Source organism: Pseudoxanthomonas indica, from assembly GCF_900167565.1.
GTDB classification, from domain to species: Bacteria; Pseudomonadota; Gammaproteobacteria; order Xanthomonadales; family Xanthomonadaceae; genus Pseudoxanthomonas_A; species Pseudoxanthomonas_A indica.
Genome location: NZ_FUZV01000001.1, coordinates 2183193 through 2208707, shown reverse-complemented (window position 1 = coordinate 2208707; position 25515 = coordinate 2183193). Strand labels below are relative to the sequence as shown.

Genomic DNA, 25515 nt, shown 5'->3' with positions numbered 1-25515 from the left:
GACAGGCGCGGAGTTCGCCGGATTATGCGCGAACCCCGTCGGCGCGGGTGTGTAGTTCAGCGTCGCTGCAGCCAGCTCGAAGGATCGACGGGTTGGCCGTTGCGGCGCAGTTCGAAATACAGCGCCGGCGTGCCCTGGCCACCGGAGGTGCCGACCTTGGCCACCGCCTCGCCGCGCTTGACCTGCACGCCGGTATCGCGCAGCAGACTTTCGTTGTGGGCATACAGGCTCATGTAGCCGTTGCCGTGATCGATGATGAGGATCAGTCCGTAGCCGGTCATCCATTCGGAAAACACCACCGTGCCATCGGCCACGGCCGTGACCGTACTGCCGGCGGGCGCGCCGATCAGCACGCCCGCGCTGGTGCGGCCATCGGGCATGCGGCCGCCATAACGGGCCAGCAGGTTGCCGGATACCGGCCAGCCCAGCCCGCCGACCTTCAACGCCGGTGCATTGGCGACGTTGGTCTTGGGCGAGGCGGGCACGGGTGCGCGTCCACTCTGCGTGCGTCCGGCCGACGTGCGCGCCTTGGCCGCCCGTGCTTCCTCTTGTGCGGCGCGGCGCGCGGCGGCTTTGCGCTCGGCCTCGGCGCGTGCGGCGGCGGCACGCAGGTTGGCCAGCAGGCGCTCCAGCGAACGCGCATCCTGCCCGAGCGCCTTTTCCCGCTCGGCGCGATCCTGGTAGCGCTCATCCAGCTCGGCCACCAGGCGTGCGCTGGCCTGGCGATCCTTCTGCAACTGGCTGACCTGCGCGCGCTGCCGGCTGCGCTCGCCATCCAGTTGCACGCGGCGCTGGCCGATTTCCTGCTCCAGCTGATCCAGTGATTGCAGGTCGGCCGTCACCTGGCTGATTCGCTGTGCACGATCGCGCTGCAGATAACGGTGATAGGCCAGGGTGCGGCTGGCATCGGCGATGTGGTCCTGCGACAGCAGCACCTTCAGCGGCGCGTCTTCGCCATTGGCGTACGCCGCCCGCACCAGCGAAGCCAACACCTCGCGCTGCCCGCGCAGCTGCTGCTGCTTGGCCAGGCGCTGTTGTTGCAGCTCCGCCAGCGCCGCTTCCTCGCGACGCAGCGAGGCTTCGGTTTCGCTCAGTCCGCGACTGCTCTTGCCTACCTGCTCGTCGGCATCACGCAGCTTGCGCGATGCATCACCGCGCTCGCCTTCAAGCTTGCGCCGCTCCTTGGCAATGCTCTTGAGTTCGCCGCGCACCTTTTCCAGCTGCTTCTGCGCGTCGCGCTGCGATTGCGCGGAGGCCGCGGCGGTCGCCGCAACCAGCAGGCCCAGCATCAGCAGGCGTGCGCGGCGCAAGCTCATGCGTTGGCGAGCAGCGACTGTCCGGACATCTCGGCCGGCTGCGGCAGGCCGAGCAGATCCAGCAAGGTCGGCGCGACATCGCGCAGTGCACCGCCGCTGCGCAGCGTGGCCGTGCGCTCACCCAGATAGACCAGCGGCACCGGTCCCACGGTGTGGGCGGTATGCGGCTGTCCCGTTTCCGGGTCACGCATCATTTCCAGGTTGCCGTGATCGGCGGTGATGATCAGCGCGCCATGCGCGGCGCGCACTGCCGCCGTCACCGCGCCGATCGCCAGATCCACCGCTTGTGCGGCCTGGATGGCGGCCTGCAGGTCGCCGCTGTGGCCGACCATGTCGGGATTGGCGATGTTGCAGATGATCACGTCGAAGCGGGCCGAGCCGATGGCATCGACCAGCTTGGTGGTCAGTTCCGGGCAGCTCATTTCCGGCTGCAGGTCATAGGTGGCCACCTTCGGGCTGGGCACCAGGATGCGCTCCTCGCCGGCGAAGGGATCTTCGCGACCACCACTGAAGAAGAACGTCACGTGCGCGTACTTTTCGGTCTCGGCAATGCGCAGCTGGGTCAGGCCCTGCCCGGCCAGCAGTTCGCCCAGCGTGTGGCGCAGATCATCGGGGCCGAAGGCCACCGGCGCGGGCAGCTTGGCGTCGTACTCGGTCAGGCAGACAAAGCGCGCCAGCTGCGGGCGGCGCGCCTCGAAGCCATCGAACGCCGGCGACACGAACGCCGCGGTCAGCTGGCGCGCGCGGTCGGCACGGAAATTCATGAACACCACCGCATCGCCGTCGGCCATCGGTTGCGCGCCGGCAATCACCGTCGGCAGGACGAACTCGTCGTTTTCGCCACGCGCATACGCGGCCTGCAGCGCGGACAGCGCGTCGGCGGCATGGTGCTCGCTCTGCGCTTCCACGATCGCATCCCAGGCCTTGCGCAGGCGATCCCAGCGCTTGTCGCGATCCATCGCGTAGTAGCGGCCACTGACGGTGGCGATATGCGCATTGCCGAGCTTGTCGCACAGCGCCTGCAGCGCGCGCAGGCTGGGCTCGGCCGATTGCGGCGGGGTGTCGCGGCCGTCCAGGAACGCATGCACGGCGACCTTGCCGACACCGCGTTGCGCGGCCAGCTCCAGCATGGCGTGGATATGGGTTTCATGGCTGTGCACGCCGCCGGGCGAGAGCAGGCCGAACAGGTGCAGGGTCTTGCCGGTGTCCTTGACCGCATTGCAGGCGGCGTTGAGTTCGGCATTGTCGAAGAAGCTGCCATCTTCGATGGCGGCATCGATGCGGGTCAGATCCTGGTAGACGATGCGGCCCGCGCCCAGGTTCATGTGGCCCACTTCCGAATTGCCCATCTGCCCGTCGGGCAGGCCCACGTGACGACCTTCGGTGTGGATCAGGGTATGCGGCGCGGTGGCCAGCAGGTGCCGCCAGTGGGGAAGCTCGGCCTGTGCCAGCGCGTTGTCGGTAGGGTCTTCACGATGGCCCCAGCCATCCAGGATCAGCAGGACGACGGGCTTGGGACGCGACAGCGGGGCGGGGGATGTGGACACGGGCGGCTTCCAATGACTTCAGGCAGATGAAGATTGTAGCGGAGCATGTTGCGATGGCAGCGCTACCCTAGGCCCGCGCCGGTCGGATTTAAACCTTGCGGCCGTGGCATGCATCCAAAGCCATACCACCCAGGACTACACAGGAATCTCCTCGATGAAGCGTACCTCCACCGCCCTGCTGCTGACCCTGGCCCTGGCCACGCCGGCCATGGCCCAGGACAGCATTTCCAAGGTCAATGGCAGCGTCCAGGCCAACGCCGGCCAGACCTACGGGGATCTGGAAACCGTCAACGGCAGCATCAACATCGAAGACAACGCCACCACCCGCGAGGCCAGCACGGTCAACGGCGGCATCAGCGTCGGCAACGGCGCCAAGACCGCCGGACTGGAAACCGTCAACGGCGGCATCAAGGCCGGCGCCAAGGTGCAGGTCGATGGCGACGTGGAGACGGTCAACGGCGGCATCTTCTTTGATCGCGGCAGCCGCATCCGTGATGACATCTCCACGGTCAACGGCGGCATCGGCCTGGTCGGCACCGACGTGGGTGGCGGCATCGAAACCGTCTCCGGCGACATCACCGTCGGCGTGGACTCGCACGTCAAGGGCGGCATCAAGGTCGAAAAGCCCAAGGGCAATTTCAACTTCCACGCCAACAAGCGCCCGCCGCGCATCGTCATCGGCCCCAATGCCGTGGTCGAAGGCCCGCTGGTGTTCGAACGCGAAGTAGTGCTCTACGTGCACGCCAGCGCCAAGACCGGTGCGATCACCGGCGCCACCGCCAAGCGCTTCGACACCGCCACCGCGCCGCAGGACTGAGCGCTCCGGCCGGGTTCCTGCGGGAACCCGCGCCCGTGACTTGCGCCCGGCGCGCCCGCGCCGGGCGATCGCATACACTCGGGATTCCTTGAGTCGAGGAATCTTCGATGCCTTTGCCGACGTCCCGCACGCTGCCCCTGGCCCTGGTCGCCTTGGCAGCCGCCATTTCACTTTCCGCCTGCAAGCGTGAGGCCGAGCCCAGCGCCGACGCGCCGGCCACAGCGGCCGCGCCGGCGACCGCGCCCGCGTCCAGCCACGCCTTTGCACCGGCGATCAACGAGGCCGACTTCTCCGAACTGGTGAAGACGTTGTCCTCCGACGAATTCGAAGGCCGCGGCCCCGGTTCGCCCGGCGAAGAGAAAACCGTGGCCTACCTGGAAGCGCAGATGAAGCGCATCGGGCTGCAGCCCGGTAACAATGGCAGCTACTTCCAGGACGTGCCGATGGTGGAGACCACCGCCGATGAAGGCACGGTGCTCACCCTGCACAACAATGGCAAGGCGCGTGACCTGAAATTCGGCGTCGACTTCGTCGCCGGCACGCGCACCGGCATGACCGAGGTCAAGGTCGACGACAGCGACATGATCTTCGTCGGTTACGGCGTGGATGCGCCGGAGCAGAAGTGGAACGACTACGCCGGCCAGGACTGGAAAGGCAAGACGGTGGTGATGTTCGTCAACGACCCCGGTTTCCATGTCGGCGACGCCAAGCTGTTCGACGGCAAGCGCATGACCTATTACGGCCGCTGGACCTACAAGTTCGAGGAAGCCGCTCGCAAGGGCGCGGCCGCCGCGCTGATCATCCACGACACGCCTGGCGCGAGCTACGGCTGGGACGTGGTGAAGAATTCCTGGGCCGGCGCGCAGTACGACCTGCCCGCCAAGGACGATCCGGATGCGCGCATCCCGGTGCAGGGCTGGTTGAGCGCGGAAGCGGCCAAGCAGTTGTTCGCCGACGCGGGGCTGGATCTGGACGCCTCGTACAAGGCCGCCAACCAGCGCGGCTTCAAGCCGGTGTCGCTGAAGACCAAACTGTCGATCGACCTCAAGAGCACGATTGCCGAGAAGAATTCGCGCAATGTGGTCGGCGTGTTGCCGGGCACGGAGCGCAAGGATGAGGCCGTGGTCTACATGGGCCACTGGGATCACCTGGGCAAGCACGAAGGTGAAACCGGCGACAACATCTACAACGGCGCCATCGACAACGCCACTGGCGTGGCCGGCATCCTGGAAATCGCCGAAGCCTTCGCCCACCAGGATCCCAAGCCCCAGCGCTCGGTGATCTTCCTGGCGGTGACGCTGGAGGAGTCCGGCCTGCTCGGCTCCAAGTACTACGTGGCACACCCGACCTTCCCGCTCAACAAGATCGCCGCGGTGATCAACATCGACGCCATGTCGGTGGCGGGCCGGGCCAAGGACATTACCGTGGTCGGCTATGGCAGCTCCGAGCTGGAAGACATCCTCAAGCCGCTAGCCTCGGCGCAGGGTCGCACCCTGCATGGCGAAACCTCGGTGCAGAGCGGCTTCTACTTCCGCTCCGATCACTTCAACTTCGCCAAGGCCGGCGTGCCGGCGCTGTATGCCGACGGCGGCGAAGACCTGGTCGAAGGCGGCCTGGAAGCCGGCAAGAAGGCGGCCGAAGACTATGCCAAGCACTACCACTCGCCCAGCGATCAGTTCTATCCGGAAAGCTGGAAGCTCGATGGCACCGTGCAGGATCTGGAAGTGCTGTATGGCGTCGGCAAGGAGATTGCCGGTGGCGACCGTTGGCCCAACTGGTATCCAGGCAATCCGTTCAAGGCCGCGCGCGACAAGATGATGCAACCGGCGGCCAAGTAAGTCCCCGAACCACCGCAACGGCGCCGCAGGGCGCCGTTGTCGTGTGTCCTTCCTGTCCTGGAGTGTGTACATGACCATTGCTTACTGGTGCATCTTCATCACCGCACTGTTGCCGTATCTTTGGGTTTACGTCGCCAAGAGTTCCGGCGAGCGATACAACAACCACGCGCCGCGCGAATGGCAGGCCAAGCAGACCAATCCGCGTTCGGTGCGTGCGCACGCGGCGCACTTGAACGGCTTCGAGTCGTTCCCGGTGTTCGTGGCCGGTGTGTTGATGGCGCAGGCGGTGGGCATCGCACCGACGATGATCAGCACCCTGGCCCTCATCTACACCGTTGCGCGGATCTTCCACGGCGTGTTCTACGTGGCCGACAAGCCGCCGTTGCGCAGCCTGGCCTGGTTGGTGGGCTTCCTGGCTGCACTGGCGCTGATCGTGCTGGCCGCGCTGCGGGTGAGCTGAGCCTCAGCGCAGTTCGACGTCCCAGCCAAACAGGGCGAAGGCCTTGCGGAATTCCGCATCCAGCGGCGCAACGGTTTCGATCCGCTCGCCGCTGTGCGGATGACGGAATGACAGGCGCACGGCGTGCAGCAACATGCGATGCACGCCCTGCATGCGGAAGTTGCGGTTGTGGCGGCCATCGCCATGGCTGCTGTCGCCGATCAAGTGATGCGACAGATGCTTGAGGTGGCGACGGATCTGGCGGAAACGACCGGTCTCGGGGCGGCAACGCAGCAAGGCGTAGCGTGAGGTGTCGAATCCGGTCGATGGCATGGCCAGTTCACCGGTCGCCAAGCGCACGAAGCCGGTCACGGCTGGTCGCCTCAGCGGTTTGCCCGGACCACCATCGAGCGGATAGTCCAGATCGATGCTCGCGTCCGGCCAACCACGGCAAACAGCCAGGTAATCCTTCTCGACATCACGCGACATGAAATCGCGACCGAGCAGTGATGCCGTATCGCGATCAAAGGCAATCAGCAGGCAACCACTGGTGGCGCGATCCAGGCGGTGGATCAGGAAGATCGGCCGGTCGAACTGCGCACGCAGAAGATCCGCCAGGAACTCGGTTTCGCCGCGCGCCAGCTTGCTGTCATGGACCATCAGCCCGGCGGGTTTGTCGACCACGGCCAGCCACTGATCCTGATAAAGCACGCTCATTGCGGGGGCGCCAGTCTCGGCCATGGAACTCTGCTCTGCGGGAAAATCTGCGAAACTCGCGGCCTGTACGTGCCTGGAGTGGATCATGAAAACACCTCGCCTCATTGTCGCATTCGGATTCGCGCTGGTGTTGAACCTGTGCGCGATCCCGGCGCTGCTGGCCGAGGTGGCGCTGCCGCGTGGCGTGGTGGCCGGACCCAGTATCGAAGGCATCAGCGAGTACCGCCTGCCCAATGGCCTGCGGGTGTTGTTGTTTCCCGATGCCAGCAAACCCACGGTGACCGTCAACCTGGTCTACGGGGTGGGTTCGGTGCACGAGAACTACGGCCAGACCGGCATGGCGCACCTGCTGGAACACCTGCTGTTCAAGGGCACGCCCACGCATGCCGACATCAGCGGCGAAATGAAGAAGCGTGGCATCGATTTCAATGCCACCACCTCGATGGACCGCACCAACTACTTCAGCTCGTTCCCGGCCAATGCGCAGACCCTGGACTGGGTGCTGGCGCTGGAGGCCGATCGCATGATCAATTCCAACATCGCCAAGCGCGATCTGGACAGCGAGATGACGGTGGTGCGCAACGAGCTGGAAGCCGGTGAGAACAATCCCGGCGGCGTGCTGCTGCAGCGCATCCGTTCCACCGCCTTCCTCTGGCACAACTACGGGCACAGCACGATCGGCGCGCGTTCGGATGTGGAAGGCGTACCGATTGAGCAGCTGCAAGGCTTCTATCGCACCTGGTACCAGCCGGACAACGCGACCCTGATCCTGGCCGGACGCCTGGATCCGGCCACGGTGCTGGCGCGCGTCAACGCGCACTTCGGCAAGATCCGCAAGCCGGCGCGCGAACTGCCCCAGTTCCATACCGTCGAACCCGCGCAGGATGGTCCGCGCGAAGTCGACGTGCGCCGCAGTGGCGATGTGCGCTTCATTGCCGCGGTTTATCACGTGCCCGCTGCCGGCCATCCGGACAGCGCTGCGTTGAGCGTGCTGGGCAACGTGCTGGGCTATTCGCCCGGCGGTCGCCTGCACAAGGCGCTGGTGCAGACCCATCTGGCGGCAGGCACCGGCGCCGGCAGCGAAGCGCTGCGTGACCCGGGCTTGTTCAGCGTGCTGGCGGTGGTGCCGAAGGATGGCGATGCCGGCAAGGCCGAGGGCATCCTGCTGGAACAGGCCGAGGCCTTGAGCCGGCAGCCGATCACCGCGCAGGAAGTCGACGAGGCGAAGCAGCGCATCAACAACGCCTACGAACTCTACTTCACCGACGTCAACGCGGTGGGCATGGGGCTGTCCGAGTTCCTCGCCGCTGGCGACTGGCGCCTGTTGTTCATTACCCGCGATGCGATCGAGAAGGTGAGCGCCGATGACGTCAATCGTGTCGCCGCCACTTACCTGAAGAGCAGCAACCGCACACTGGGTCGCTTCATCCCCACCGATCCGCCTGATCGCGTGGCCATCGCGCAGCGACCCGCCGTGGCCAGCCTGGTGGAGGGTTACACGGGGCGCGAAGCTGTCGCTGCCGGCGAACAGTTCGATCCCACGCCGCAGAACCTGGAAGCCCGCACGCAGCGCTTCACCCTCGGCTCCGGCCTGCGCGTGGCGTTGTTGCCGAAGAAGACCCGCGGCGGCACGGTGATGGTGTCGGCGAACTTCCGCTTCGGCGATGTGGCGACCTTGACCGGGCGCGAAGATGCCGCAGGACTGGCCGGCGCCATGCTGATGCGCGGCAGCCAGTCGCTGACCCGCGAGCAGATCGATCAGCGCTTCGAGGCGCTCAAGACCGAGGCCGATATCGACGGCAATCTGCAGGGCGCGTCGATCTCCCTGCTCAGCCGCAGCGGTACCCTGGCCGAGGCGCTGGCGCTGGCGGCCGACGTATTGCGGCATCCGGCGTTTCCGGAGACCGAGTTCGAGCAGCTGCGCCTGCAGGCATTGACCGGCATGGAGGCCTCGCGCAAGGAACCCGGCAGCGTGGCGGGCCAGGCGTTGGCCGAGCATTTTGATCCGTGGCCGGTGGGTCATCCGCTGCATATCGAATCGCTGGACGATGCCATCGCCGGCGTGCGCGCGCTCAAGCGCAGCGACCTGGTGGCGTTCCACCGCGACTTCTACGGCACGGCCGAAGGCGAAATCGCGGTGGTCGGCGATTTTGATCCGGTCGCGGTGAAGCAGCAGCTGCAGCAGTTGTTCGCCGAATGGCAGTCACCGCATCCCTACCAGCCCATCGCCACCCAGTACGTCGACGTGGCCGCCGCACACGAACAGCTGCGCACACCCGACAAGCCCAATGCGGTGCTGCTGGCGCGCAGCAACCTGTCGCTGCGGGTGACCGATCCGGACTACCCGGCCCTGCTGATCGCCAACCGGATCTTTGGCGGCGGTGCGCTGAAGTCGCGCCTGGGCGATCGCATCCGCCAGAAGGACGGCCTGAGCTACGGCGTGGCCAGCAGCGTGCGCGCCGATGACAGCCGCGAGGGTACGGACGACAACGGCAGCTTCAACGTGCAGGCGATCGCCGCGCCGGAGAACATGGCCAAGGTGGAAGCCGCCATCCGCGAGGAGCTGGCGCGCTTTATCCGCGATGGCATCAGCGAAGAGGAACTGCGCGATGCGGTCGCCGGCACCCTCACCGAGCGCGAACAGAACCGCGCCGAGGATGGCAGCGTGGCCGGCATGCTGGCCGATCAGGCCTATTACGGCCGCACCATGCAGTTCACCGCGGATCTTGACGCCAAGTACGCCGGGCTGACCCGCGAGCAGGTCAATGCCGCGATCCGCAAGCACCTGCGTGCGGACACCCTGAGTGTTTACCTGGCCGGCGACTTCAAACCCTGACGGCGGGTGGAGTTTAAGAAGACCTTAAAACCGCGGCGGTAGCCTGACATGCCTTATTCCCGGACTCCCGAGATGCATGTACTGCTGGTCGAAGACGACCGGATGCTGGGCGACGCCGTCGCCGCGGCGTTGCGCCAGGATGGCTGGGAAGTGACCCGCGCCGAGGATGCCGGCGCCGCCCGCACGGCGCTGGTGGATCACGGCTTTTCCGCCGTGCTGCTGGATCTGGGGCTGCCGCGCGGCTCCGGCCTGGACGTGCTGGCCGCGATGCGGCAGCGCTATGACAGCACGCCGGTGTTGATTGTCACCGCCCGCGATCAGCTCAGCGACCGCGTGCGCGGGCTGGATGCCGGCGCCGACGACTACGTGGTGAAGCCGTTCCTGACCGATGAGCTGTGCGCACGCCTGCGTGCGGTAGTGCGCCGCAGCCAGGGCCGGGTCACGCCGGTGCTGCGCTACCGCGATGTCGAGCTGGATCCGGCCGCCCGCAGCGTCAGCCGTGGCGGCAGCGCGGTGAAGCTGGGCGTGCACGAATACCGCACCCTGCTGGCGCTGATGGAACGCGCCGGCCGGGTGGTGCCGCGCGATGCGCTGGAGTCGCTGGTCTACGGCGGCGACGGCAGCATCGAGAGCAACACCATCGCGGTCTACATCCACCAGCTGCGGCGCAAGCTGGGCGAGGATTTCATCACCACCGTGCATGGTTTCGGCTATCGGGTCGGAGACGCCGAATGAGCCACCGCCACGAGCGATCACTGAAAGGCAAGCTGCTGGTCACGCTGATGAGCGTGATGCTGGGTGGTTGGCTGTTCTGGTTCGGCTGCCAATACCTGCAGGTCTCGCGCCAGCAAAGCGGGCATTGGGATGGTTCCTTGCGCGAAGTGGGGCAGCAGATCCTGTTGTCCATGCCGAGCGACGTCGATGCGGTGGAAGGCAGCAGGCGCTTGACCCTGCCCGGCGATCTGCAGGCCGAGCCGAACACCAAGTTCGACAAGATCCGCTTCCAGGTCTGGAGCCTGCAGCGGCGCGCCAGCATCGTGTCGTCCAAGGGCGCACCGGCCGAACCGCTGCAACCTGCCTTCCGTGATGGCCTGGCCACCACCCGCGCGGCGGGCGAAGACTGGCGCGTGTACGCCATCACCGATGCCAGTGGCCGCGTGCAGGTACAGGTGGGCATGGCGCGCTCGCAGTTGCAGGCGGAACTGGGTTACTGGCTCAAGGTGAGCTTGTTGTCGGCGCTGGCCCTGCTGTTTGCGCTGGCGCTGGCGATCTGGGCGGCGATTCAATGGAGCCTGCGTCCGGTCAACCGGCTGCGCGATCAGATGGCGCAGCGCGAGGCGATGGATCTGGCGCCGCTGTCGACGCGGGATATCCCGCGCGAGATCAAACCGCTGCTGGCATCGTTCAACGACCTGCTCGCGCGCCTGTCGCAGGCGATGCAGGGCGAGCGGCAATTCCTCGCCGATGCGGCGCACGAACTGCGCACGCCACTGGCCGCCTTGTTGACGCAGACGCAGGTGGCCTTGCGCGCCGGCAGCCAGGCCGATGCGCGCGAAGCGCTGGTGCAGCTGTCGCAAGGCATCGAGCGTACCTCGCGGCTGGCGCAGCAGTTGCTGGACTCCGCGCGCATCGACGCCTCGCAGCGTGGCCAGGAGCATGCGGTGGTCGAGCTGGCCGACGTCATCAGCCTGGTCGCGCGCGAATTCGAAGGCATGGCCGCGCGCCGCCAGCAGACCATCAGCCTGGATACCGGATTGGCGTCGGTGCGTGGCGACCTGGATGATCTGGGCGTGCTGGTGCGCAACCTGATCGACAATGCGGTGCGTTACAGCGGCGAGCAGGGCCACATCCGCGTGCACTGCGCGCGGCGCGCCGACGGCGGCGTGGAAATGACCGTCAGCGACAACGGCCCGGGCGTGCCATTGGACGAGCGCGAGCGGATCTTCGAACGCTTCTTCCGCGGCAGCACCGGCAACGGTGAACGCGGCAGCGGCATCGGCCTGTCGCTGGTGCAGCGGATTGCCCGCGCCCATGGCGCGACGCTGTCGGTGGAAGATGGCCGCGATGCGTGCGGCCTGTGCGTGCGCGTGGTCTTTCCCGCCGCGTAGTCCCGGCTTATCGGGGCTGACGCCACCACGCGGTGAAGGCCTGCGGTTCGCGCGCGTCGACGGCCTGGCCGATCATCGGCGTGCTCAAGGCCACGCCTTGCCGCTGCGCCTCCGCGGAGACAGCCTCCAGCGGTGCATGCCATGCGTGGAAGGCCAGATCGAAGGTGCCGTTATGGATCGGCAGCATCCAGCGCCCGCGCAGGTCGCGATGCGCCTGCACGCTTTGCGCCGGCAGCATGTGCACGCCTTCCCATTGCGCGTCGTAGGCGCCGCATTCGACCAGGGTCAGATCGAACGGGCCAAAACGTTCGCCAATCTCGCGGAAGCCGCTGAAGTAGCCGCTGTCGCCGCTGAAGAACAGGCTCAGATCCGGTGCCTGGAACACCCACGACGCCCACAGGGTGGGATTGTTCTGGAACGGCGCGCGCCCGGAAAAGTGCTGCGCCGGCGTGGCGGTCAGGCGCACGTTGCCGACCTGCACCGATTGCCACCAGTCGAACTGGCTGACGCGATTGCGCGGCACACCCCATTCCACCAGCAGATCACCCACACCCAGTGGTGCGTAGAAATGTTGCACGCGATCGGCCAGTGCGCGGATCGCCGCTTTGTCCAGGTGATCGTAGTGGTCATGCGAGAGGATCACGCCGGTGATCGGCGGCAGATCCGCCAGCGCCAACGCCGGCGCATGGAAGCGCTTGGGTCCGGCCCACTGCACCGGCGAGGCGCGCTCGGAGAACACGGGATCGGTGAGCCACCAACCGCCCTCGAGTTTGATCAGGACGGTGGAGTGGCCCAGCCGATACAGGGTGCCATCGGTCGCTGCGTCGAGTTCCTCGCGGGCAATCGAACGCACCGGCAGCGCTACGTCCGGCACGGTGTCCTTGGGCTTGTCGAACATGAAGCGCCAGGTCAGCGCCGCCATCTCGCGCCATCCGGGTTGCTTGGGCGTCACCGGATTGCGGAAGGCGTCGTCGGCAAACTGCGGCGACTGCGGATAGGGAACGGTGCGGCAAGCGGACAGCGACATGTAGAGGGCCACGGCAGAAAGGAGTGCGAAAAGGGAGAGCACGCGACGCAGGCGCGAGCGTGCGGGACGAAGACGCGGCATGACAGCAGATTCCGCTTCGCTCAAGGCGACGCCGTCGACGGCAACAGGTGTGCGGCGGCATGCCGATGGACCACGCCTTCCGCAGACAGGCGCGGCAGATGCGCGCCGTCCGACCACTGCAGGCTCAGGCAGCCCAGGTCGACCGAGGTGCGCCGCGCTGCTTCCAGCAGTTGGCTTTCGATGCCGCGACGGCGCCAGGCATGGTGCACATGCAGGGATTCCAGGCGCAGGTAGTAGCCGCCTTCCAGCACCGCATAGCCGACGGTGGCCAGCGCGTAACCTACCGGCTCGTCGTGATCCCGTGCGATCCAGGCCCAGCATCGGCGCGGGAGATCGAACAGGACTTCCTGCAGTTCCAGCGCGTCGGCATCGGCCACGACATCGGCATGCCGGCTGACTTCATCGCGCTGCTCCTGGCGCAGGACGTACAGCGCGGGCAAGTCTTCGCGCTCCAGCCGTCGGATGTCCACCACCACCGATGTATCCGGCAGGTAGGTGGTTGCGGCGTGAGGCGGGGCAATCCTGCCAAGCAGGGAAGGGAATGCGTTCACGACGATCTCCATCAGCCGTCCCGGGGGGTGACGGCGATGATGGAGCGGATCAATTAAAACCGCTTTAACCCCGATTGCGAATCGGGCCCGGCATTCAGCTGCCTTCGACCTGGCTCACCAGCGAGGACAGGATGCGAAGATCCTCCACGTCCAGCTGGTCGCCATCCGTGCCGCGATAGCGCCGATGGAAGGCGCGCACGGTGGCCGCGCGGTCGGTCAGCGGATAGCCCAGCAGGCGCAGGGCATTCCAGGGATCGAAGCCTTCCGCTGCCGGCGGCGCGTCCGCTGCCGGCCAACGACCGAAGCCCGCCTCGGCCAGGCGCTGCCAGGGAAAGCGCGTGCCGGGATCCTGCTTGCGCGTGGGCGCGAAGTCGGCGTGCGCCACGATCTGCGTGCGCGGGATGTCATGTCGCTCGCACAGGTCACCCAGCAGCACCAGCAGGCTGTCGATCTGCGCCGGCGCGAATTCGTCGCGACCGTTGTTGTCCAGCTCGATCCCCAGCGACACCGAGTTGACGTCGGTGATGGTGCCCCAGTGTCCGCCGCCGGCATGCCAGGCGCGTTGATCATCGGCCACCAGCTGGTAGCGCTGGCCATCGCGGCCAATCAAATAATGCGAACTCACCGGACCGCCCGAATTGGCGGTGCGCAGGGTCAGCAGGCTCTCCTGCACCGAATCCTGCTCGGTGGCATGGATGACGATCAGGATCGGCCGGCGCGGTTCGTAGTTGGGCGAGGCTTCCCACCGCGCCAACGGATTGCGCTCGCTGACCGGCGTGCTTACGCAGCTGGCCAGGGCCAGCAACGCGCACAAGCCAAGTACTGCTTTGCTGCCGCGTGCCAATGCATTCAACTGATTCACCATCGGTCCCCTTTGCCGGTGGAAGCGACCGCAGGGCCGCGTACTTGATTGAAATCCGTGGCGAGCTTGCGCCGATCAGCTAGCGCCGTGGCCACGCCGCCAGCAACGCCCACAAGCCGCCGATGCCGGCAATCCATGCCGAAGCCGGCACCGAAAAAATGCGCGGTCCACCCGCTTCCAGGCCGTACAGCACCGCCGCCACCAGCAGCAGGCCCACGCCCAGGATCGCCGCCACCACCCGTCGCTGCATGCCGCGCATGGTCCCGGCCAGGTCGGCCAGATCGCGCGAGCGCATGGCCAGCTCATGCCGGCCTTCGGTCTGCTGGGTCAGCCAGGTGTGGATCAGGCGCGGCATGTCCGGCGCACGCGTCATCAGTTCGGGCAGGCGCTTGCGCAGTTCCTGGATGGCGCGCTGCGGGCTGTAGCGTTCCAGCAGGATCCGTTCGAGCACCGGCCGCGCCACTGCCCAGATGTCCAGCTGCGGATCCAGTTGCCGGCCCACGCCCTCGATGTTGAGCAGGGTTTTCTGCAACAGGATCAGCTGCGGCTGCAGGGTCAGTTCGTAGCGCTGGGCGGTGCGGAACAGCTTGAGCAGCACTTCGGCCAGCGAAATCTCCGACAGCGGCCGGGTGAAGTACGGTTCGCAGACCGCGCGCGCCGCCGCTTCCAGTTCGTCGATGCGCACGCTGGCCGGCATCCAGCCCGCTTCCACGTGCAGCTCGGCGATGCGCCGGTAGTCCTTGTTGAAGATGGCCATGAAGTTCTCGGCCAGGTAGTACTGATCCTCGGACGAGAGCTGGCCGGTGATGCCGAAATCCAGCGCGATGAAACGTGGATTGGCGCGCCGCGCCGGATCGGTATCGACCCAGATGTTGCCGGCGTGCGCGTCGGCGTGGAAGAAGTTGTCGCGGAACACCTGGGTGTAGAACACCCGCACGCCCTTGGCCGCCAGCGCGCGCCGATCGATGCCGGCGGCGTCGAGTGCGGCGATGTCGTCGGAGGGAATGCCGTGCACGCGCTCCATAGTCAGCACGCGGTCGCTGGTGTGGCTCCAGATGATCTCCGGCACGTACAGATCGTCGGAGTCCTTCCAGAAGCGCCGCATCACGCTGGCGTTGGCGCCTTCGCGTTGCAGATCCAGTTCGGCGGCAAGGGTGGATTCAATCTCGGCGACGATTTCCTTCGGCCGGATCTTGTCGGCGCTGGGATGGGCGCGCTCCACCAGCGACGCCAACGACTTGAGCAGGGAGATGTCGCCGGCGATCTGCTTTTCGATATCCGGGCGCAGCACCTTGACCACCACTTCGCGGCCACCGGGCAGGAGCGCGGCATGCACCTGGGCAATCGAGGCCGACGCCAGCGGCGTGGTGTCGAAGTCGGCGAAGGCCTGATCGATTGGCTGGCCCAGCGCGCGCTCGACGATCATCCGCGCCTGATCGCCATCGAAGGGTTTGACGCGATCCTGCAGCAGCGCCAGTTCCTCGGCCACGTCCGGCGGCACCAGGTCGCGGCGGGTCGAGAGGATCTGGCCGAACTTGACGAAGATCGGCCCGAGTTCCTGCAGCGCCAGGCGCAGGCGGGCACCGCGCGGCTGCACCGCGATCTCGGCAGAGGCGCGCGGCACGAACGGGCGCGCCAGCTTCAACCAGCGCTCGGCCGGGGTGTCGTCGAGCAGGTCATCCAGGCGATAGCGCAGCAGCACCCGGCCGATGCGGCTGGCGCGCAACACCGGCCTCATGCGCCGTCTCCGCGGCCGGCCCGCAGGCGTTGCACGCGCACCGCCAGCCGTTCGACGCCATCGCGCACGCTGTCCACGTCATCGTGGAAGGCATTGAGTTCGGCGCGGCCCACCACGTCACGCGATTCCTCTGTGAGGAATTCGGCGGTGTTCTCGGCCAGCCGCTGAGCGCCGTCGCGTGCCTGCTGCAAGGCCGCGCGCGCGGCCTGGGCCACCTGCACGCCAATCACGTCACCGAATACCGCGGTGAACGGTTGCTGCCAGTCCGGATCGAAACGGCTGGCCAGCTGCTGCAGGCGCCGCGCCAGTTCGGCATCGCCGGAGATGCGCACCTTGCCCACCGGCGCGCCGTGATCGCGGCGCAGGAAGGGCAATTGCGACAGCAGGCCGCCCAGGCTGCTGCGCACGGCCAGGTCGGCTTCGTGGATCTCGCTGACCGGACCGACCTGCAACTCGCCGCCGCCCACGCGGATTTCCAGGGCCAATGGCGGCGATTCCAGGGTCAGCTGGATGCGACGACCTTCCAACGGCGCGAGTGCGGCGCGGGTATCGGGGTCCAGGGCCAAGGCGCGGTTGAGCGCGGTTTCCAGCGCGCGTCCGGCAAAGGGCTTGAGCAGATCAAAGGGGGTGGCGGACATAGGCCGCCATTCTACCCATACCCCGAACGCACACCGCCGCGGACGAGGCCGCGGCGGTGTGCTGTCGCAATGCGATGCGGGCGGCGTTAGGGGACGCTGCGACCGCGGAACATCGCAATGATGGCCAGGATCAGGAACACCACGAACAAGATCCAGGCGATGTTGCTGGCAGCACCGGCGATACCGCTGAAACCGAGCACCGCCGCAATCAGGGCAATGACGAAGAAGATGACGGCGTAGCGCAGCATGGGATCTCCTGAAAGCGTATACGCGCCCGCTTGGCGCCAAACCATGGTGGCCAGCGGGCGGTCATGGTCAGGTGAGGACGGCGTCGCTGCGGAGTGAAGCCTTCAGCCGGGTGATTCCTTCGTTAAACGACACCCGGGGCACATACCCGAAGTCGCGCCGGGCCGGCTCCATGCTGTACCAGTGCGACGTGCTCAGCTGTTCGGCCAGGAAGCGGGTCATCGGCGGTTCGCCCTTCAAGGGCAACACCGTCCATAGCGCCTCGCACACCGCGCCGATGCGGAAGGCGGTCTTGAAGGAAAGACGCTGCTGCACCCGCGGCGCGCCGGCGGCATCGAGCAGTGCATTGAGCAGCTCGACCATCGGCTTGGGCTCGCCGTTGGAAATGAAGTACGCCTTGCCCGCGCAGGCCGCGCCCGGCGCCAGATGCTCGAAGGCATCGAAGTGCGCCTGCGCGGCATTGTCGATGTAAGTGGTGTCGACGCGGTTGCTGCCGTCGCCGACGATGCGCAGGCGGCCGCTGCGGGCACGCTCCACCAGCCGCGGCAGGATCTGCTGATCGCCCGGGCCCCAGATCAGGCGCGGTCGCAATGCCACCGTGGCCAGCTCCGGACCATTGGCCGCCAGCACCGCCTTTTCCGCGATCAATTTGGTGGTGGCGTAGGGTGCCTTGAAGCCCTCGCCATAGGGCACGCTGTCGGCGGTGCCGCCTTCGACCGGATGGGTGGCCCGATGAGTCACGCTGGGCGTGGAGGTGTAGACCAGGCGGCTGATGGCATGCGCGCGGCAGGCATCGAGCACGTTCTGCGTGCCGACCACATTGGCGTCGTGGTAACTCTTGTAGCTGCCCCAGGCGCCGGCCTTGGCGGCGTTGTGGAAGACCGCATCCATGCCGGCGGCGGCGTGATGCACGGCATGTGCATCGGCCAGGTCGCCTTGAATCTGGCCGACGCCCAGCGCCGCCAGCGCCGGGTAATGGCCACGGTTGAAGCTGATGACGTGATGGCCCCGTTCGACCAGGCCGCGACACAGCGCCTGGCCGAGGAAACCGCCACCACCGGTGACCAGGATTTTCATGCGTTGCGTGTCCCCTGTTTGGCGGCCCAGGCCGCCAGTTTCTCGCGTCCGATCTTGGCGTTGTGGCGGATGTCCACCGGGAACGCCGGATGATGCAGGAAGCGGGTGATGCCCATGGTGCCCGGATGCAGTTGCGCGAGCAGGCGGAGTTCCTCCTCCACCACCGGCGCGCGCGACGCGGGTACGCCGGGCAGCAGCTCGAAGCACAGCACCGGCTCGTGCCACTCACGTGCGCCGACACCGACCAGCGCGGTGCGCCGCACCTGCGGATGGACGTTGAAGATCGGCTCGACCTGCTCCGTGTACAGCGTCCCCCTGGTGGTTTGCACACGCTGGGTCTTGCGCCCGCAGAACCACAGCCGGCCGTGTTCGTCGAAGTAACCGACATCGCCCATGCGATGGACGATGCGATCCCGCCCGTCGCCATCGCGCTCGCGGATCTTGGCGAGCGTGGTGGCCTTGTCGCGATGGAAGTAACTGTCGGTGACGGTGGGTCCGGCCACGGTGATCTCGCCGACCTCGCCGCGCGGCAATTCGCGCACCTGCGACCAGTCGCTGATCGGCGCGTCGTCGATGGCGATGATGCGCACCTGGTTCGGCGCCACCGAGTGACCCACGCAGGTACCGGCGCCGTTCTCGGTGGCGGCGCGGGTGGATTCCAGTTCCGCGCCTTCGATCACCGCAACGGGCAGGCATTCGGTGGCGCCGTAGGGCGTCCAGAACTGGGCGTCATCGGGCAGCAGCTGGCGGATCCGCGCGACCGTGTCCGGCGGTACCGGCGCGCCCGCCGAGGTCACCCGGCGCAGGCCGGTCAGCGGCTGGCCGTAATCAGCCAGCACCTTCATCAGCGCCGGCGAGCCGAACAATTGGGTCACGCCGAATCGCTGCATCGCGGCGTGCAGCTTCACCGGGTCGGCCTGTGCCGGTCGGGTCGGATCCATGTCGGGAATGATCGAGGTCAGCCCCAACGCCGGATCGAACAAGGCGAACGGCGGAAAGGTCGGCAGGTCGACGCCGCCGGGCTGCAGGTCGAAGGCCTGCCGCAGCAGCGCGACCTGGGCGACGAAATGGCGATGCAGATACACCACGCCCTTGGGCACGCCGGTGGAGCCGCTGGTGAACAGGATCGCCGCCGTTTCATCGGGTGTGGTGTCGGCCAACTGCGGGCCACTGTTGCGTCCGTCGGCTTCCAGCTCGGCCAGGGTGGTGCCGCCCCACAGCCAACGGCGGGTGCCGACGGTGACAATCTTTCGCGCGCTGCGGGCCCAGCCCAGCAGCAAGCGCGCCAGCTGCGCCAGGGGGATGCCGATGAAGGCCTCCGGCGCCGCTTCCCGCAGGCATTGGCGCAGCGCGCGCCGATCGATGCCGGGGTCGACCAACACCGGCACCGCGCCGGCCTTGAACAGCGCAAACATCAACAGGAAGAACTCCGGCCCCGGCCGCACCATCACCACCGTGCGCGTGCCGCGGCCGATGCCGTAACGGCCCAGCCCCGCCGCGATGGCGTCGCTGCGCATGTCCAGCTGGGCGTAACTGAGCTCGATGGAGTAGCGTCCGGCCGCATCGGGGCAGCGCATGGCCACCGCATCGGGCTGGTCGCGGGCCAGCCGCGGCAGGCTGGCGGCGATGTTGCAGGGTTCGGTCATGGCCGGCATTGTCGCCGCTGTACGGTACTTGCGTCAGCCAATGGAGCGGGCACAATGCCGCGCCGGTGCAACAGCACCCGCCCCGCACCCTCTCCGCGCCGCGGCGCAACCCTGATCGCCCCCATGCATCCTTGCCTGACCTGCGGCGCCTGCTGCGCCTACTTCCGCGTGAGCTTCCACTGGAGCGAGGCGGACCCGGAACAGGGGGGACAGGTGCCCATCGAACTGACCGAACCCCTGCGCGTACACGAGCGGGTGATGCGCGGCACCTCGGCCACAAAGCCACGCTGCATCGCGCTGGATGCGGACATCGGCCGCTACAGCCGCTGCACCATCCATGATCGGCGGCCCTCGGTGTGCGCGGCGGTGCCGGCGTCGCTGGAATTCGGCGAGCGCAGCGCGCAGTGCGACAAGTCGCGGCTGGCCCATGGCCTGCCGCTGCTGCTGGAAAGCGACTGGGTGGGCGTGGCCGAAGCCGAGCGCAATCCCCTGCCCTGAGCCCGCGCTCAGGCGCCCGGCGTGAGCGGGTTGCGATCCAGGAACTGGCGGATCAGCGGCACCAGCTGGGCCGACTTGTCTTCCAGCACGTAGTGGCCGGCATCGTCATAAGCGTGCACCTCGGCCTGCGGCAACGCGCTGCGGAAGCCGGCCAGGAAGTGCTTGTCGAAGACGAAGTCTTTCAGTCCCCACCCCAGGAAGGCGGGACGATCCGCGAATTCCGGCAAACGCCGCCCGGCTTGTTCCACCAGCGCCCAGGCCTTGTCGCCCGGCGCCAGCGGAATGTCCTGCATGAAGCGCAGCGTGCTGATCCGGTTGGCCCAGCTGTTGTACGGCGACACATACGCGCGGCGCACGTCCGACGGCATCGCCTGCTCCACGCCCAGCCAGGAGGCGCCGGAGGAAAACGCATTGAAGGCGCGGATGATGAAGGCGCCGAACTTGCTGTCACGGCCCAGCGACAACTGCCAGGGCATCGGCTTGGCGGTGGGCAGCGGGAACGCGGCGGTGTTGGTGATCACCAGGCGCTTGACCTGTTCGGCGTGCGCCAGCGCCCAGCCAAAGCCGATCATGCCGCCCCAGTCGTGCACGGCCAGCGTCATCGGCCCGGTGATCCCCAGGTGATCCAGCAGTGCGGTCACGTCATCCACGCGCGATTGCAGGGTGTAGTCGTACTGGGCGTCATCGGGCTTGTCCGACAGACCCATGCCGATATGGTCCGGCACGATGCAGCGATAACGATCACTCAGGCCGGCCACCAGCGTGCGCCAGTAGTAACTCCACGACGGATTGCCGTGCAGCATCACCACCACCTCGCCATCGCGCGGGCCTTCGTCGAGGTAGCTCATCGACAGGCCGGGGCGGACTTCGAAACGGTGCGGGGTAAACGGATAGCCGGGGAGATTCAACACGGATGCCACCTCAAACAAAAGGGCCGGCGAACCGGCCCTTGGAATTGCGGGACGTGGGCCGGCTTACCAGACCACTTCGGCCATCGAGCAGTTCAGGCCCGAGCCGATGCCCAGCAGGGCGATGCGGTCGCCCTTCTTCAGGCGGCCCAGTTCCTTGAGCTTGCTCAACACGATCGGCACGCTGGCCGGACCGATGTTGCCGTGCTCACCGAAGATCGTGAGCACCTTCTTGGGATCGATGCCGAACGCCTTGACGAAGGCGGCGGTGTGGACCTGGCTGACCTGGTGGATGACGAACTGATCCAGTTCGTCCACCGCCCAGCCCAGCGCCTGCCTGGCGGCGATGAAGGTCTTCTGCGCCAGCTTGATGCCCTCGATGAGCAGCATGCGGGTGTCGGTGACCATGCGATCCAGGTTGCCGCGGCAGAGCTTGTTCCACTCGGTGGCCGAACGAGTCACGCCACCCTTGTAGCGCGGCGCTTCCGGCACCAGGTCGGCGCGCGACATCACCATGGCGGCGGCGCCGCAACCCAGGGTCAGGGTGGCCAGTTCGTTGCGGAACTGTTCTTCGGTGATGTCCGGCGAGGTCAGGCGCTCGAGCGTCTTCTTGTAGGCCAGGTTGGCGGTTTCGCCGTCCACGACCAGCGCGTATTCGATCTCGCCGCGCTCCAGCATGCGCGCGGCGATGTCCATGCCATTGATGAAAGCCAGGCAGGCATTGGCCACGTCGAAGTTCTGGCAATGATCGCCCAGCCCCAGGTTGCCCGAGACGATGCTGGCCGTGGACGGTTCCAGGTAGTCACGGCTGACCGAGGTGTTGACCAGCAGCCCAATCTGTTCGGCGGTGACGCCGGCGTCGGCCAGCGCCTTGCGCGCGGCCATGGTGGCCACGTCCGATGCCTGCTGTTCGTCGTCCCACAGGCGACGCGCATGGATGCCGGCGATGTCGCCCAGCACGTCCGTGCGGATCCCCAGGCGGTCCAACGTCGGCTTCAACTGTTCATTGATTTCCTTGGACGTCAGCGTATGCGGCGCATCCACGTGCGCCAGTCCCGCGATGGAAACATTCTTGAAAAGCATCGGAATTTAGCGCCAGGGCTCAGGCCGAAGGGGTCGACAAGGGTACCGGCTTCCCGGCTTCACCGCATCTTTATGGGGGGTCTGGCAGGGGTTTCAATCCCGCAGTGGCTTGATATGCCTTGGTTTTTCCGTACGGCGGCGTCCGGAGCGGGCCAGCCGCCGCCGGCCGATTGCGCAAACAGGGGGGCTTTACGGTCAGCGCCCGCAGCGGTAGGCCGCGAAACGCTGCTCGCCATTGGCGGGATCGCCCAGCGGCTGCACGGTGTCGGCCTGGATGCCGGGGGCCTCGTTGCGGGCCAGGGTTTCCAGTTCGTCGCGCACGCGCAGCGTGTTGCGTTCGTAGAAGGCGACCTTGTCCTTGACCGACACGGTCACTTCGCCGCGCTTCTCGCAGCTGGGCGCGGCGCCGGCGGCGATCACCTTGATGCTCTTGGCCTTGTCTGAAATCGGCACCCAGGTGCAGGCGGACAACAACACAACGGAGCTGGCAAGCAGCAGGATTCGCATGGATGACCTCGGGTCATGGCGTGGACCAGGAGATTCTGGCCCAGTCCGGGTGAATGGAAACGACGCTGGCCGCCACTGCGGACGGCCAGCGTGCGGCGGTCTTACGGCTTGGCGGCGACCGGCTTGCCGTCGGCATCCAGCACCGTCAGCTCGCCCAGCTTCAGATCGCGGATGGGCTGCTCGATCTTCGACAGGTCGCCGACCACGACATAGGTCAGCGCATTGGGCTGCAGGGTCTGCGCGGCGGCGCCGACGTCCGTGCCGGTGATGGCTTCATTGCGCGCCTTGTATTGCTGCACGTAGTCATCGGGGCGACCGAAACGCAGGTTGCTGGAAATCTGCTCCAGCACGGCATCGGCGGTTTCATAGGCGCCCGGCAGTTCCAGCGTGTTGGCCGCGCGGGTCTTGGCGACTTCGGCCGCGGTTGCCGCCTTCTGGCCGGTGGCGAACGCACTGATTTCCGCGCGCAGCTCCTTGACCGAATCCACCGTCTTGTCGCTCTGCACTGCCGCGCGTGCAAACCACGGACGCTGGCCCAGCGCGTTACTGGCGCTGCTGTAGGCGCCGTAGGCCCAGTGCTTGTTTTCGCGCAGGTTCATGTTGAGGCGCGAAGTGAACTGGCCACCCAGCACGCCATTGGCGAAGTCGAAATCGATGGTGCCGGCATTGGACGTCGGCGGGATGAGTTGCGCCACGTAGATGTTGGACTGGATCGCACCGGCCTGGTTGATCAGGTACACGCGCGGCGCCTTGGGCAGGGCGACGCTGGCAATGACCGGCAACGTGGGCGCATCGGTGGCGGTTTTCCAATCGCCGAAGCGTGCTTCCAGCAACGGCACGATCTGCGCCAGCGTGGTGTCGCCGACCACCACGATGCGCGCCTTGTCCGGCTGCAACCACTGGTCGTGGAAGGCCAGCAGATCGTCGCGGCCCAGCGAGGCAATCGATGCTTCGGTGCCGCTGCCGGTGAACGGGATGGCGTACGGATGGCCCGGGCCGTACAGCAGTGGCGGCAGGACGCGCAGCGCGGCGCTTTGCGGGCGCGCTTTTTCCTGCTTGATGCCGGCGATCCAAGTGGCGCGCACGCGTTCGATCTCGGCATCGTCGAAGCTCGGGCGACGCAGCACATCGGCCAGCAGATCCAGCGAGTCGGGCAACTTGTCGCTGAGCGCGGACAGGCCGACCGTGGCCGTATCCAGATCCGCGCCGGTGCTCAGTTCCGCGCCCAGGGCTTCCTTGCGTGCGCCGAACTGCAGGGCGCTGTAGTCGCCGGCGCCTTCGTCGAGCATCTGCATGGTGAAGCTGGCCGTGCCCAGCTTCTTGCCCAGGTCGGCGCTGTAGCCACCGGGGAATTCCACCGACAGTTGCACCACCGGCGTTTCATGGCGTTCGGCCAGCACCACCTGCATGCCGTTGGACAGCGTGGCGCGGTGCAGATCGGGGAACTTCAACGCCGGGAAGCTCGTGGTCTTGGGCACGCCCAGGCTACGATCCACATCGGTCTTGACCGTCTTGTACTTGGGATCCGCGGCGGGAATCGCGGCCGGCGTGGTGGCGGGTGCGGCGGCGACCGTTTCCGGCAGCGACGACATCGGCGTGTCGCTGGGCTGCACCACCAGCGTGTGCGAGGCGCCGGCCAACCAGCGGCGGGCGGCCGCCTGCACGCTCGCCGGCGTGGCGCCGTTGAGTTCCTTCAGTTCGTCCTGGTAGCAATCCGGCTTGCCCTGGTAGACCGCGCACGACGCCAACACGTCGGACTTGCCGCCAAAGCCGCCAATCCGTTCGATGCCGCGGACAAAGGTGGCGCGGGTGTAGGTGCGCGCCTGCTCCACTTCGGCGGCCGTCGGGCCTTCGTTGATCAGGCGCTGGATTTCCTCGTCCAGCACCTGCTCCACCTTGGCCGGGTCCACGCCTTCCTTGACCGTAGCATTGACGATGAAGGTGCCGGCGATCTCGCTCATCCAGGGCATGGCCGTGACCGCATCGGCGATCTTGTCGCCGTGCACCAGCCGGGTGTCCAGGCGCGAGGAGGCGCTGCCGCCGAGGATCTGCGCGAACAGTTCCAGCTGGGTCGCATCGGGCGTGCCCATCTCGGCCACCGGCCAGGCGCGGTAGATGCGCACCTGCGGCACGCGATCCGGCACGGTTTCGCGGGTGTTGCGCGCATGCTTGGGAATGTTGGGCTGCATGTCCGCCAACGTGGCGCTGGCCGGGATGTCGCCGAAGTAGCGGGTGACCTTTTCCTTGGCCGTCTTCAGATCGATGTCGCCGGCCAGCACCAGCACGGCATTGTTCGGGCCGTACCAGCTGCGGAACCAGGTCTTGACGTCATCGAGCGTGGCCGCGTCCAGATCGGCCATGGAACCGATCGTCTGCCAGTTGTAGGGATGGCCGGCCGGATACAGGGCCTCGAAGATCTTCGCGTAGATGCGACGACCGTAGGGCTGGTTCTCGCCCTGGCGCTTTTCGTTCTGCACCACGCCGCGCTGTTCGTCGAGCGAGTTCTGATCGATGGCACCCAGCAGGTGGCCCATGCGATCGGATTCCATCCACAGCGCCATGTCCAGCGCGGTGGTCGGCACGTTCTGGAAGTAGTTGGTGCGATCCTGGTTGGTGGTGCCGTTCTGATCGGTGGCGCCTACGAGTTCGAAGGGTTCGAAGAATTCGCCCTTGTTGTTCTCGCTGCCCTGGAACATCAGGTGCTCGAACAGATGCGCGAAGCCGGTGCGGCCCGGCTGCTCGTTCTTGCTGCCCACGTGGTACCAGACATTGACCGCGACGATCGGCGCCTTGCGATCGGTATGCACGATCACGCGCAGGCCGTTGGCCAGGGTGAACTCCTGGTAGGGAATGACGATATCCGTGGCGGGCGCGGCGGCGATTGCATTCGTCGGGCTCCAGGCCAGGCCACTGAGGGCGGCGCTGAGGGCAACGGCGAGCATGGCGGCACGTGGCCGGCGGGATACGGTCATCTACGACTCCTAGTAATGAGGGCATGGCCCAGTCCGTCGATGCTACCCGGCGTCGGTGTCCCT

Annotated in this window: 22 protein-coding genes; 7 read left to right on the top strand and 15 right to left on the bottom strand. The window is 66.8% G+C overall.

Features of this window, described 5'->3' with window-relative positions; all coding sequences use genetic code 11:
- Window positions 1–56 precede the first annotated feature (56 nt).
- Window positions 57–1316 (bottom strand): murein hydrolase activator EnvC family protein, encoded by a 1260-nt coding sequence (locus B5X78_RS10130; protein ID WP_079724266.1) that lies wholly within the window; start codon window positions 1314–1316, stop codon window positions 57–59.
- Window positions 1313–2863 (bottom strand): 2,3-bisphosphoglycerate-independent phosphoglycerate mutase, encoded by a 1551-nt coding sequence (gene gpmI / locus B5X78_RS10125; RefSeq protein WP_229730917.1) that lies wholly within the window; start codon window positions 2861–2863, stop codon window positions 1313–1315. Before gpmI ends, B5X78_RS10130 begins: the two co-directional genes overlap by 4 nt.
- Before the next feature lie 154 nt (window positions 2864–3017).
- On the opposite strand from gpmI, the gene B5X78_RS10120 reads away from it, so the two are divergent.
- From B5X78_RS10120 to B5X78_RS10110, 3 genes are all read left to right on the top strand, one after another.
- Complete coding sequence (locus B5X78_RS10120; protein WP_079724265.1) at window positions 3018–3680, top strand: DUF4097 family beta strand repeat-containing protein; 663 nt, start codon at window positions 3018–3020, stop codon at window positions 3678–3680.
- A 107-nt stretch (window positions 3681–3787) separates the two neighbouring features.
- Window positions 3788–5518: a M28 family metallopeptidase gene (locus B5X78_RS10115; RefSeq protein WP_139381486.1), complete on the top strand. Its 1731-nt coding sequence runs from the start codon at window positions 3788–3790 to the stop codon at window positions 5516–5518.
- Window positions 5519–5588: 70 nt separating this feature from the next.
- Window positions 5589–5978, top strand: a complete 390-nt coding sequence (locus B5X78_RS10110; protein WP_079724264.1) for an MAPEG family protein — start codon at window positions 5589–5591, stop codon at window positions 5976–5978.
- 3 nt (window positions 5979–5981) lie between these two features.
- On the opposite strand, the gene B5X78_RS10105 is transcribed toward B5X78_RS10110, so the two are convergent.
- The gene (locus B5X78_RS10105) at window positions 5982–6674 is read right to left on the bottom strand and encodes a pseudouridine synthase (protein ID WP_139381527.1); all 693 of its coding nucleotides are present in this window, start codon (window positions 6672–6674) and stop codon (window positions 5982–5984) included.
- 85 nt (window positions 6675–6759) lie between these two features.
- On the opposite strand from B5X78_RS10105, the gene B5X78_RS10100 reads away from it, so the two are divergent.
- The 3 genes from B5X78_RS10100 (at window position 6760) to B5X78_RS10090 (ending at window position 11618) form a co-directional block, all read left to right on the top strand.
- Window positions 6760–9510 (top strand): M16 family metallopeptidase, encoded by a 2751-nt coding sequence (locus B5X78_RS10100; RefSeq protein WP_079724262.1) that lies wholly within the window; start codon window positions 6760–6762, stop codon window positions 9508–9510.
- Window positions 9511–9582: 72 nt separating this feature from the next.
- Complete coding sequence (locus B5X78_RS10095; protein ID WP_079724261.1) at window positions 9583–10245, top strand: response regulator transcription factor; 663 nt, start codon at window positions 9583–9585, stop codon at window positions 10243–10245.
- On the top strand, window positions 10242–11618 hold the full coding sequence (locus tag B5X78_RS10090) for a sensor histidine kinase (RefSeq protein ID WP_079724260.1): 1377 nt from the start codon (window positions 10242–10244) through the stop codon (window positions 11616–11618). The genes B5X78_RS10095 and B5X78_RS10090 overlap by 4 nt, the downstream gene beginning before the upstream one ends.
- A gap of 7 nt (window positions 11619–11625) precedes the next feature.
- Here B5X78_RS10090 and B5X78_RS10085 read toward each other — a convergent pair whose 3' ends face one another.
- The 8 genes from B5X78_RS10085 to oleC form a co-directional block, all read right to left on the bottom strand.
- On the bottom strand, window positions 11626–12639 hold the full coding sequence (locus tag B5X78_RS10085; protein ID WP_217698671.1) for an MBL fold metallo-hydrolase: 1014 nt from the start codon (window positions 12637–12639) through the stop codon (window positions 11626–11628).
- Between the two features lie 107 nt (window positions 12640–12746).
- Window positions 12747–13277 carry a GNAT family N-acetyltransferase gene (locus B5X78_RS10080; RefSeq protein WP_176140819.1) on the bottom strand — a complete coding sequence of 177 codons (531 nt, stop codon included), beginning with the start codon at window positions 13275–13277 and terminating at the stop codon, window positions 12747–12749.
- Window positions 13278–13371: 94 nt separating this feature from the next.
- A complete protein-coding gene (locus B5X78_RS10075; RefSeq protein ID WP_425478718.1) occupies window positions 13372–14091 on the bottom strand; it encodes an N-acetylmuramoyl-L-alanine amidase in 720 nt (239 codons plus the stop codon).
- A gap of 127 nt (window positions 14092–14218) precedes the next feature.
- Window positions 14219–15877: a ubiquinone biosynthesis regulatory protein kinase UbiB gene (ubiB, locus tag B5X78_RS10070; RefSeq protein ID WP_079724257.1), complete on the bottom strand. Its 1659-nt coding sequence runs from the start codon at window positions 15875–15877 to the stop codon at window positions 14219–14221.
- On the bottom strand, window positions 15874–16515 hold the full coding sequence (locus B5X78_RS10065; protein ID WP_079724256.1) for a ubiquinone biosynthesis accessory factor UbiJ: 642 nt from the start codon (window positions 16513–16515) through the stop codon (window positions 15874–15876). The genes ubiB and B5X78_RS10065 overlap by 4 nt, the downstream gene beginning before the upstream one ends.
- 86 nt (window positions 16516–16601) lie before the next feature.
- Window positions 16602–16763 (bottom strand): DUF1328 domain-containing protein, encoded by a 162-nt coding sequence (locus B5X78_RS10060; protein ID WP_079724255.1) that lies wholly within the window; start codon window positions 16761–16763, stop codon window positions 16602–16604.
- A 67-nt stretch (window positions 16764–16830) separates the two neighbouring features.
- Window positions 16831–17838, bottom strand: a complete 1008-nt coding sequence (oleD, locus tag B5X78_RS10055; RefSeq protein ID WP_079724254.1) for a 2-alkyl-3-oxoalkanoate reductase — start codon at window positions 17836–17838, stop codon at window positions 16831–16833.
- On the bottom strand, window positions 17835–19484 hold the full coding sequence (gene oleC, locus B5X78_RS10050; protein WP_079724503.1) for an olefin beta-lactone synthetase: 1650 nt from the start codon (window positions 19482–19484) through the stop codon (window positions 17835–17837). The genes oleD and oleC overlap by 4 nt, the downstream gene beginning before the upstream one ends.
- Window positions 19485–19607: 123 nt before the next feature.
- Here oleC and B5X78_RS10045 point away from each other — a divergent pair, with 123 nt between their 5' ends.
- The gene (locus B5X78_RS10045) at window positions 19608–19982 is read left to right on the top strand and encodes a YkgJ family cysteine cluster protein (RefSeq protein ID WP_079724253.1); all 375 of its coding nucleotides are present in this window, start codon (window positions 19608–19610) and stop codon (window positions 19980–19982) included.
- An 8-nt stretch (window positions 19983–19990) separates the two neighbouring features.
- Here B5X78_RS10045 and B5X78_RS10040 read toward each other — a convergent pair whose 3' ends face one another.
- From B5X78_RS10040 to B5X78_RS10025, 4 genes are all read right to left on the bottom strand, one after another.
- Window positions 19991–20890, bottom strand: a complete 900-nt coding sequence (locus tag B5X78_RS10040; protein ID WP_079724502.1) for an alpha/beta fold hydrolase — start codon at window positions 20888–20890, stop codon at window positions 19991–19993.
- 66 nt (window positions 20891–20956) lie between these two features.
- The gene (locus B5X78_RS10035; RefSeq protein ID WP_079724252.1) at window positions 20957–21973 is read right to left on the bottom strand and encodes a 3-oxoacyl-ACP synthase III; all 1017 of its coding nucleotides are present in this window, start codon (window positions 21971–21973) and stop codon (window positions 20957–20959) included.
- Between the two features lie 195 nt (window positions 21974–22168).
- Window positions 22169–22480, bottom strand: a complete 312-nt coding sequence (locus tag B5X78_RS10030; protein WP_079724251.1) for a DUF4156 domain-containing protein — start codon at window positions 22478–22480, stop codon at window positions 22169–22171.
- Between the two features lie 101 nt (window positions 22481–22581).
- Window positions 22582–25452: a M16 family metallopeptidase gene (locus B5X78_RS10025; RefSeq protein ID WP_079724250.1), complete on the bottom strand. Its 2871-nt coding sequence runs from the start codon at window positions 25450–25452 to the stop codon at window positions 22582–22584.
- Window positions 25453–25515: the final 63 nt, after the last annotated feature.

Bases quoted from the DNA above. Each gene is read 5' to 3' on its own strand.
- B5X78_RS10030 (WP_079724251.1), bottom strand. From the start codon at position 22,480: ATGCGAATCCTGCTGCTTGCCAGCTCCGTTGTGTTGTTGTCCGCCTGC.
- B5X78_RS10045 (WP_079724253.1), top strand. From the start codon at position 19,608: ATGCATCCTTGCCTGACCTGCGGCGCCTGCTGCGCCTACTTCCGCGTG.
- B5X78_RS10115 (WP_139381486.1), top strand. From the start codon at position 3,788: ATGCCTTTGCCGACGTCCCGCACGCTGCCCCTGGCCCTGGTCGCCTTG.
- B5X78_RS10095 (WP_079724261.1), top strand. From the start codon at position 9,583: ATGCATGTACTGCTGGTCGAAGACGACCGGATGCTGGGCGACGCCGTC.
- B5X78_RS10130 (WP_079724266.1), bottom strand. From the start codon at position 1,316: ATGAGCTTGCGCCGCGCACGCCTGCTGATGCTGGGCCTGCTGGTTGCG.
- B5X78_RS10060 (WP_079724255.1), bottom strand. From the start codon at position 16,763: ATGCTGCGCTACGCCGTCATCTTCTTCGTCATTGCCCTGATTGCGGCG.
- oleD (WP_079724254.1), bottom strand. From the start codon at position 17,838: ATGAAAATCCTGGTCACCGGTGGTGGCGGTTTCCTCGGCCAGGCGCTG.
- B5X78_RS10090 (WP_079724260.1), top strand. From the start codon at position 10,242: ATGAGCCACCGCCACGAGCGATCACTGAAAGGCAAGCTGCTGGTCACG.
- B5X78_RS10110 (WP_079724264.1), top strand. From the start codon at position 5,589: ATGACCATTGCTTACTGGTGCATCTTCATCACCGCACTGTTGCCGTAT.
- B5X78_RS10120 (WP_079724265.1), top strand. From the start codon at position 3,018: ATGAAGCGTACCTCCACCGCCCTGCTGCTGACCCTGGCCCTGGCCACG.
- B5X78_RS10100 (WP_079724262.1), top strand. From the start codon at position 6,760: ATGAAAACACCTCGCCTCATTGTCGCATTCGGATTCGCGCTGGTGTTG.
- ubiB (WP_079724257.1), bottom strand. From the start codon at position 15,877: ATGAGGCCGGTGTTGCGCGCCAGCCGCATCGGCCGGGTGCTGCTGCGC.
- B5X78_RS10065 (WP_079724256.1), bottom strand. From the start codon at position 16,515: ATGTCCGCCACCCCCTTTGATCTGCTCAAGCCCTTTGCCGGACGCGCG.
- B5X78_RS10025 (WP_079724250.1), bottom strand. From the start codon at position 25,452: ATGACCGTATCCCGCCGGCCACGTGCCGCCATGCTCGCCGTTGCCCTC.
- B5X78_RS10105 (WP_139381527.1), bottom strand. From the start codon at position 6,674: ATGAGCGTGCTTTATCAGGATCAGTGGCTGGCCGTGGTCGACAAACCC.
- oleC (WP_079724503.1), bottom strand. From the start codon at position 19,484: ATGACCGAACCCTGCAACATCGCCGCCAGCCTGCCGCGGCTGGCCCGC.
- B5X78_RS10035 (WP_079724252.1), bottom strand. From the start codon at position 21,973: ATGCTTTTCAAGAATGTTTCCATCGCGGGACTGGCGCACGTGGATGCG.